Raw genomic sequence first — 8,428 nt, 5'->3', positions numbered from 1 at the left:
GGCGCCCGCCGTCGCGTCCCTGCGGCGGGCGGCCAGCCCGCCCCTTCTGCCGCAGGACCACATCCTCGTCCGGAAAGGCGCCCGCCGGGGGCGGCCCGGCGGCAGTGTCATCCTGCGCCGACGGCGATGGCGGCACCGGTGCCGGCGCCCCGCTGGCACGAAGTACGCTGCGGGCCGCCTCCGCCGCCGTGCTGGACCCCCGTTTCAGACCGGACGGAGCCAGGCCCGGTTCTGGCGGCTGGCCGACCGGCACGCCAGGCGATCCGCGTTCCGCGCCCGACCGGGCGAGGCCTGCCGCGCCCCCCTGCTCGGGGCCGCCACCCGGCCGGGCAGCCGGTCCGCCTTGCGGGGGCAGGCGGGATCCCGATGCCGCATCGGCTGCGACCGCCCCGGGCCGCGAGGCCTTGGCGATGATGTCCCGGATCTGTTCGAAATCGTCGTCGCGTTCCTGGAACAGCGAGCGCTGTGAGCGCTGCTCTCCCCCACCCTGGCCAGCGGCACCCTGGCCGGCGTCGCGCCCGGCGCCACGGCGGCGGGCCAGCGGCGGATCGTCATCGTCGCCGGATTGCGCTGCGCTCATCTCGCCGGTTCCCTTCGCCGCGGCCCTGCACCGGAACCCATGGTCGGAAGATCAAGCCAGGGCCGGAAGATCATGCCGGAACGCCATACCTGCACATCGGTCCGGACGCGGCCGCCAAACTGCCCACCCGGCAACCCAGCCCACCCGGCAACCCGACTGCCGCCCCGCTCACCGCATCTCGGTGACCGGCGTCACGCCCAGAACGTCCAGGCCGGAAGCGATGACATCGGCCACGCCGCGCAGCAGCGCAAGCCGGGCGAGGGTCAGCGGCCGGTCCGCCGCATGGATGAAACGCAGGCTGGGATCGTCCTTGCCGGCATTCCAGTGGGCGTGGAACGCCGCGGCCAGATCATAGAGGTAGAAGGCGACCCGGTGCGGCTCATGCGCCTGGGCCGCCGCGTCGACCAGCCTCGGCCATGCGGCCATTCGCTTGATGAGATCAAGCTCCCCCGGATGGGTCAAGGCGGCGAGATCGCCGGCCTGCAGCCCCCGGAATTGCGCCGCATCCGCCAGTTCGGGGGAGTCCAGTTCCACGGCCGCATTGCGCAGCACCGAATGGACTCGGGCATGTGCGTACTGGACATAAAAGACCGGATTGTCCTTCGACTGTTCCAGCACCCTGGCGAAATCGAAATCCAGGGGGGCGTCGTTCTTGCGGGTCAGCATGATGAACCGCACCACGTCCGGCCCGACCCGGTCGACGATCTCCCGCAGGGTGACGAAGGTGCCGGCCCGCTTCGACACCTTCACCGGCTGGCCGCCCTCCAGCAGGTTCACCAACTGACAGAGCTTCACGTCCAGCGCATCCTTGCGGCCGGTCAGCGCCGCCACGGCAGCGGCGACCCGCGCGACATAACCGCCATGGTCGGCGCCCCAGACGTCGATCAGATGGTCGAAGCCGCGCTGGATCTTGTCGTAGTGGTAGGCGATATCGGCGGCGAAATAGGTCCAGCTGCCGTCGGACTTCTTCAGCGGCCGGTCGGTATCGTCGCCGAACGCGCTGGCCTTGAACAGCAACTGCGGCCGCGGTTCCCAGTCGTCGGGCAGCTTGCCCTTCGGCGGCTCCAGCACGCCGGTATAGACATAACCGTCCGCTTCCAGCGCCGCGATGGCGGCTTCGACCCGCCCGTCGGCATGCAGCTGGGCCTCGGAGGAGAAGACGTCGTGGCGGATGTCGAGCGCCGCCAGATCGTCGCGGATCACCTCCATCATCATCTCGATGCTGCGCGCGCGGAACACCGGCAGCCAGTCCGCCTCCGCCGCCTGCAGCCAGCGGTCGCCCTCTTCGGCGGCGATCGCCCGGCCGGCGGCGATCAGGTAGTCGCCGGGATAGAGGCCGGCGGGAATCTCGCCGATCGCCTCCCCCAGCGCCTCGCGGTAGCGCAGGTAGGCGGAGCGCGCCAGCACGTCGACCTGCCCGCCGGCATCGTTGATGTAGTATTCCCGGGTGACCTTGTGGCCGGCCTTCTCCAGCAGGCGGGCCAGCGCATCGCCGAACACCGCCCCCCGGCAATGGCCGACATGCAGCGGCCCGGTCGGGTTGGCGGAGACATACTCGACATTCACCGGCCCCGCCCCGCTGGCGGCCGGCCGGTCGCCGAAGCGGGGCCCGTCGGCCAGCACAGCGGCAAGCTGGTGGTGCCAGGCTTGATCGGCCAGCCGCAGGTTCAGAAAGCCGGGGCCCGCAATCTCGACCGCGGTGACATGCGGCCAGTCCGCGGCGACAGGGGCCAGCGCCTCGGCAATGTCGCGCGGCTTCCGGCGGAAGGTCTTGGCCAGCACCATGGCGGCATTGCTCGCCAGGTCGCCATGGCTGGGATCGCGCGGCGGTTCCACGGTGATCGGCGCATAGGCCGGATCGGCCGCACCCAGCGGCGCGGCGCCGTCGGGCGCCAGGTCCTGCAGGGCGGCCAGGATCCGCGCCCGGGTATCGGAAAAGATGTCCATTGCTTCTTTGACTTGCGCTGTTGCGCCCATACATTCTGAGCCGGTGGCTGCGATGCCCGTCGGGCGGCGCCGCCGCGTGGATGTACTAGGCTTTCCGCTGGGGGAAAACCCCGACAGGCGGATTGGCCGGCATCAGGACGGCCCCGCCTGTCAGGCGGGCCGGTGCAGAGTTGCAGGAGGTGAGCATCGTGGCCGAAGCGGCGACACAGGCGAATGCGGACGGCCTGGCGAATGCGGACGGCCGGGCAAATGCGGAGGGCCAGGCGGATGCAGAGGTCCAGGCACCGCTGCTGGTGACGGACCGCGCCGCGCGGCAGGTCGCGAAGATCATCGCCGCGGAGGGCGATCCGTCGGCGATGCTGCGCGTCTCGGTGTCCGGCGGCGGTTGTTCGGGCTTCCAGTACGGCTTCGCGCTGGATACCGAAACGACGCCGGACGACCTGGTGATCGACAAGGGCGATGTCCGGGTGGTGGTCGATTCCATGTCCCTGGAGTTCCTGCGCGGCGCGCAGGTCGACTATGTCGACGAGCTGATCGGTTCCGCCTTCCGGATTACCAATCCGAACGCCCAGTCGTCCTGCGGCTGCGGCACCTCGTTCGCCATCTGACGGCGCCCGCGCCGATGCTGCTGGCGACATGGAACGTGAATTCCATCAAGGCGCGGCTCGAGAACGTCCTGTCCTGGCTTAAGGAAGCCGGCCCCGACGTGGTCCTGCTGCAGGAACTGAAATGCGTCGACGAGGCCTTCCCGCGGGAGCCGATCGAGGATCTGGGCTACAACATCGCCGTCCACGGGCAGAAGACCTATAACGGGGTCGCGATCCTCTCGAAATTCCCGCTGGAGGATGTCGTCACCGGCCTGCCCGGGGCGGAAAGCCAGCCGGAAGACGACCATGCCCGGTATATCGAGGCGGTGACCGGCGGGGTCCGGGTCGCCTCCATCTACCTGCCCAACGGCAACCCGGTGCCGGGGCCGAAATTTGACTACAAGCTGGGCTGGATGGACCGCCTGGTCTCCCATGCCGGCGACCTGCTGGCGCTGGAAGAGCGCACGGTGCTGGCCGGCGACTACAATGTCTGTCCCACGGACGCCGATGTCTTCGATCCGGTCCGCTTCGCCGGCGACGCGCTTTGCCAGCCGGAATCGCGGGCGCGGTTCCGGCAGATCCTGAACATGGGCTATACCGAGGCGTGGCGCGCCTTCCACCCCGACGGCCCGCAGGAATACAGCTACTGGGACTATCAGGGCGGCGCCTGGGACCAGAACAACGGCCTGCGCATCGACCATCTGCTGCTGTCGCCGCAGGCGGCGGACTGCCTGTCCCGTTGCGGCATCGATCGCGGGCCACGGGCGGCACCGAAGGCGTCGGACCATACGCCGGTCTGGTGCGAACTGGCGGTCTGACGAATCAGTTTTTATTAGAGTAATATAGAAATCACGTGATGGAAAAGATAATTTTTTGCTTTTCTCCAAGCGCAGTATTCAGAAAGCCGTTTGGGGTTGGGTATCTGCTTGAGTCGTTTTTATAGAAAACGATATCCCACTGTTTATTTTTGTAGCCCGCCCAAGGCAGGTATTGGAACGCCAATACCCCGGAAACATGCGGCCATTGCGAAAAGTAATTTTCCAATTCAGACTGGATCTTCTTTTCATACCCTGGAAGATTGCCCGCATCTAGCGCAACAACATAGCAATTTCCTATTTCTTTTTGTGGCCTTTCAGCTTTATTCTTAACAGGGTTAATGTATACAGCATCTGGATAGAGACTTCCGATTCTAACGTATGGTGACTGGGTAGCGCTTACTAGTGCAGATATTGCAAATGCCTTGGGGCCAGATCTCGGCCACCAATCTGGAGAATCTGCACTCTCTGCGGCTCCAGACACTACGAAATCTCTTTCTGCGAGCGGATAGGCTTTAATGTACCAATTCATAGGCACTTCCGCTGTTTCACCAGGCGTCAATTGAAGCACCTTCTCAAGAACCTCCGCACTTGAAATATCTACGCGCGCATCTGCCAACAATACTAACAAGTGAAAACCAAAATCTCCTGCGCGCAGAATTCCTATAAGATCCCGAAGAGCGCTTTGCACATTTTTATGAATATGCCGCGCATCAGCTCTAGTAACCTCGATGTCAATGCAATGGCCATCAAATTCTTCTATCCGCAAATCAGGAGTTCTATGCCAATTTTCCTTGACGAATACTGGCCTATATCCTAAATAGGATAAAATAGCACAACAAGAAATTTCGCTCATCTGTGATGGTTGAATTGTACTACCGTTCAGTATGGATTTAGCTAATTGGGAGCGAATCTTATCTGCTGACGCCACATTTGCGATGAGTGACAATGGTAGACCGAGGTCAAATAAGATCGACAATTCAGCGTAAGAATCGCCTTGTGGTCGCCAGTTTCCCAAACCAGGAAGTGAGTAGAACGCCTCTACTGACTTTTTTCCTCTGTCCGAAAGCTGCAGAGGTACGCTATTTTCAATGCCATTCGATATTACTTTAACTCTAACGACAGATTCAGGAATCCGCACGGTCGTCAGCCCTTCTCCGCGGCCTCCCTCAGCGCCGACAGCGACGGGATCGTCACCTGCCGGGTGGAATCCGGCACGATCAGGCCGGTCGACTTCAACTCGCCGATCTGCCGGCTGACGGTCTCCATCGTCAGTCCCAGGAACTCCGCGATATCGCCGCGGGTCAGCGGGATGCGGCAGACCAGCGGGCCGTCGCTCGCCGGCTCGCCCTCGGTGACCGGACCGGCCTGCCGCTCCGCCAGCAGGCAGAGGAAGGAGGCGACCCGCTCCCGCGCCGTCTTGCGGCCCAGCAGCATCATCCATTCGCGCGAATGGTCGAGTGCCTCCAGTGTGCGCTCGAACAGGCTGGTCTCCAGCTTCGGGAAGGTTTCCAGCAGGCGGTGGAAGGAGGCCGCCTCCGCGTAGCAGAGCTTCACCGGCTCCAGCGCGATGGCATAGTAGGGGCTCTGCTTTGCATGGGCCCGCCCCAGGAAATCGGACGGGAACAGCAGGCCGAGGATCTGCTTCCGCCCGTCCCCCATCATCTTCTCCAGCTTCACCGTGCCTTCCAGCACGGTGCCCAGGAAAGAGACCGGGTCCTGGTCGGACATGATCACGTGGCCGGCGGCATAGTGGCGGTGCCGCACGCTCTTCCCCATTTCCGGCAGCTCCCGGTGCACGTCAAGCACCCGGCAGATGGCGTTCTTGCGAACGCCGCAATGCTGGCAGGGCCCCGCGTCGAGGACGGGCTGCGCGATATTCATGGCGGAATCCAAGCGACCTTTTCAGGGCAGTTCCGCCCAAGGTAGCAGACCGCCCCGCCAGACCGGAAGAATGCATAATGCCGCGGTGCAGCATCGCCGCTCCGGCCGGCCGGCGGTCAGGCATCGGACCGTCTCCTATCCCCGTCCGGGGAAGGACGGTCCCGTCCCTCCATCTGTCCCGGGGCCTGCTGCTGCGTCGCGTGCCGTTCCTCTGCCGGATCGTCCAGCAGGACCCGCTGCGCGGCGCCGTCCAGGTCGTCGAACTGGCCGCTGTTCAGGCACCAGAGGAAGGCCGCCAGGCCGATTCCGCCCAGCAGCAGGGCAGCGGGGATCAGGATCACGAGGTTCGTCACCGCGCCGCCCCCCCGATCGCCGTCGGCACCCCGGCCGGCATGACGACGTCCCCTCCGTCAGTCGCCGCTACGGGAGGCCGCGCCATCACCGGGTCTGCCGCCTCTGCATCGCGGAATGGCATGTTCATCCGCAGGGCATTGGCGCAGACCACCAGGGAGGACAGCGACATCGCGATCGCCGCCGCCATCGGCGAGGCCAGCCCGGCCGCCGCCGCCGGAATGGCGAGCAGGTTGTAGAGCGCGGCGAAGCCAAGGTTCTGCAGCACCAGCCGGCGCGCCCGCCGCGCGGCATCCACAGCCAGCAGGACCGGCCGCAGGCTCGCACCCAGGAAGACCAGGTCCGCCGCTGACTGGGAGACCTCCGCCGCCGTGCCGGGCGAAAGCGAGACGTCCGCTGCGACCAGGGCCGGCGCATCGTTGAGGCCGTCGCCGACCATCAGCACCCGGTGCCCGCCGGCACGCAGCGCCTCGACCGCGGCGACCTTCTGGGCCGGGCTCTGCAGGGCCGCCCAGTCCGCGATCCCGGCCTGCGCCGCCGTGCGCGCCACCGCGCCTTCCCGGTCGCCGGACAGCAGGCGCACCTGCAATCCCCGCCGGCGCAGCCCCGCCACCGTCTCTGCCGTCTCCGGCCGCAGCCGGTCGGCGAAGGCGAAGCGGCGCCAGCGCGCATCCTCGCCCTCGCCCACCTGCAGCCAGACCTCCGGCAGATCGGCGGCCCCCGGATCGGGCGTGCCCATATCGCCCGGCACCGCGCAATGCGCGCGGCTGCCCAGGCGCAGCATGCAGCCGTCCAGGCGGCCGGACAGGCCGCGGCCGGGCTGCTCCTCCACCGCTTCGGCGTCCGCCGTCCGCAGGCCGGCCTCAGCCGCGGCGCGGACCAGGGCCCGCGGCAGGGGGTGCCGGCTCTGCGCCGCCAGCGCTGCCGCGCGCACCAGGTCGGCGGTGAACGACGGATCGCCGTCCGGCATGACGAGCCACAGGTCGTCGGCCGTCAGGGTGCCGGTCTTGTCGAAGACCACGATATCCACCCGTGCCAGGGCTTCCAGCCCGGCCCCGCCCTTCGACAGGATGCCGCGGCGGAACAGGCGCCCGCCGGCGGCGACCTGCACCGCGGGGATGGCAAGCCCCAGCGCGCAGGGACAGGTGATGATCAGGACCGCGATGGCGGTCACCAGCGCCTGCCCGGCATCGCCGCCCAGCAGCCACCAGCCCAGGAAGGTGGCCACCGCGGCGCCATGGACGACCGGCACGTAGAGCCGCGCCGCCTGTTCCGCCAGGCGTGTCGCCCGGCCATGCCCGGCCTCCGCCGTTTCCATCATCCGGGCAAGCTGGCCCAGCAGGGTGTTGCCGCCCACGGCCTCCACCACCGCCTCGACCTGGCCGGTGAGATTGACCATGCCGGCCTGCACGGCACTGCCCGGTGCCGCGGCGACGGGCAGGGTTTCCCCCGTCACGGCCGACATGTCGAGGTCGGTGGCGCCGCCCGCGATGCGGCCGTCGAAGGCGATCCGTTCGCCAGGGCTGAGGGCCACCCGCATGCCGGGTGCCAGTTCCCCGGCGCCGACCGCCATCCGCGCGCCGTCCGCCCCGATCACCGTGACCGGCCGCTCGACAATCGCGCGCAGCAGCCGCGCCGCGTCGCCGGCACGGCGGCGCATCAGATGCTCCAGGTAGCGGCCGACCAGCAGGAAGAAGAGCAGGGTCACCGCGGCGTCGAACCACAGGTCGGTGGCGTGGCTGCCCAGCCGCAGCATGCTGTAGCCGACCGCCAGCAGCACGGCAAGCGAGATCGGCACGTCCATGTTCACCCGGCGGCCGCGCAGCGCCGCCAGGGCGGAGCGGAAGAAGGGCTGTCCGCCATAGGCGACCGCCGGCAGGGCAATCAGGGCGGAGATCCAGTGCAGCAGGTCGCGGGTCGCGCCATCTGCCCCCGACCAGACCGACACCGACAGCAGCATGACGTTGGCCGCCGCGAAGCCGGTCACCGCCAGCGCCGTCAGCAGCCGCCGCCCGTCCCGGTCGGCGCCGGCGCCGGGCATCGCGGCGGGATCCAGTACCGTGGCGGGATAGCCGAGGCCGTCCATCGCGGCGACGAGGTCCTGCGGCGCCAGGCGGTCGGCATGCCAGTCGATGCTGACCTGTCGGCTGCCGAAGCCGACCCGTGCCTGCCGCACCCCGGGGACCTCGGCGAGGCCGCGCTCGATCCGTCCGATGCAGGCGGCACAGGAAATGTCGGGCGCGTGCAGCAGCAGGCGCCGCACG

General features: G+C 67.4%; 7 protein-coding genes and 1 pseudogene. 2 read left to right on the top strand and 6 right to left on the bottom strand.

Annotation, left to right across the window (positions count from 1 at the left end; genetic code table 11):
- Positions 1 to 580: pseudogene (locus ACFOGJ_RS05430) on the bottom strand (hypothetical protein); the annotation flags it as partial.
- 168 nt (positions 581 to 748) lie between these two features.
- Positions 749 to 2,527, bottom strand: a complete 1,779-nt coding sequence (gene argS, locus ACFOGJ_RS05425) for an arginine--tRNA ligase (RefSeq protein ID WP_379898736.1) — start codon at positions 2,525 to 2,527, stop codon at positions 749 to 751.
- Positions 2,528 to 2,715: 188 nt separating this feature from the next.
- Between argS and erpA the strand changes: the two genes are divergently transcribed.
- Positions 2,716 to 3,135: an iron-sulfur cluster insertion protein ErpA gene (gene erpA, locus ACFOGJ_RS05420; protein WP_379898734.1), complete on the top strand. Its 420-nt coding sequence runs from the start codon at positions 2,716 to 2,718 to the stop codon at positions 3,133 to 3,135.
- Between the two features lie 14 nt (positions 3,136 to 3,149).
- Positions 3,150 to 3,932, top strand: coding sequence for an exodeoxyribonuclease III (locus ACFOGJ_RS05415; RefSeq protein ID WP_379898732.1), 783 nt, complete (start codon positions 3,150 to 3,152; stop codon positions 3,930 to 3,932).
- Positions 3,933 to 3,963: 31 nt separating this feature from the next.
- Here the strand turns inward: ACFOGJ_RS05415 and ACFOGJ_RS05410 are convergent, their stop codons facing one another.
- From ACFOGJ_RS05410 to ACFOGJ_RS05395, 4 genes are all read right to left on the bottom strand, one after another.
- The gene (locus tag ACFOGJ_RS05410; protein WP_379898730.1) at positions 3,964 to 5,070 is read right to left on the bottom strand and encodes a hypothetical protein; all 1,107 of its coding nucleotides are present in this window, start codon (positions 5,068 to 5,070) and stop codon (positions 3,964 to 3,966) included.
- A 5-nt stretch (positions 5,071 to 5,075) separates the two neighbouring features.
- Positions 5,076 to 5,813 (bottom strand): Crp/Fnr family transcriptional regulator, encoded by a 738-nt coding sequence (locus ACFOGJ_RS05405; RefSeq protein ID WP_379898728.1) that lies wholly within the window; start codon positions 5,811 to 5,813, stop codon positions 5,076 to 5,078.
- 116 nt (positions 5,814 to 5,929) lie between these two features.
- Positions 5,930 to 6,166, bottom strand: coding sequence for a cbb3-type cytochrome oxidase assembly protein CcoS (gene ccoS, locus ACFOGJ_RS05400; protein WP_379898727.1), 237 nt, complete (start codon positions 6,164 to 6,166; stop codon positions 5,930 to 5,932).
- The coding region (locus tag ACFOGJ_RS05395; protein ID WP_379898725.1) for a heavy metal translocating P-type ATPase at positions 6,163 to 8,428 on the bottom strand (2,266 nt) is incomplete at its 5' end. The genes ccoS and ACFOGJ_RS05395, both read right to left, overlap by 4 nt.

It is taken from the genome of Marinibaculum pumilum (assembly GCF_042646425.1).
Taxonomy (GTDB): Bacteria; Pseudomonadota; Alphaproteobacteria; order Ferrovibrionales; family Ferrovibrionaceae; genus Marinibaculum; species Marinibaculum pumilum.
Note: the sequence above shows the minus strand (reverse complement) of the source record. Positions and strands in the feature narration are given on the sequence as shown.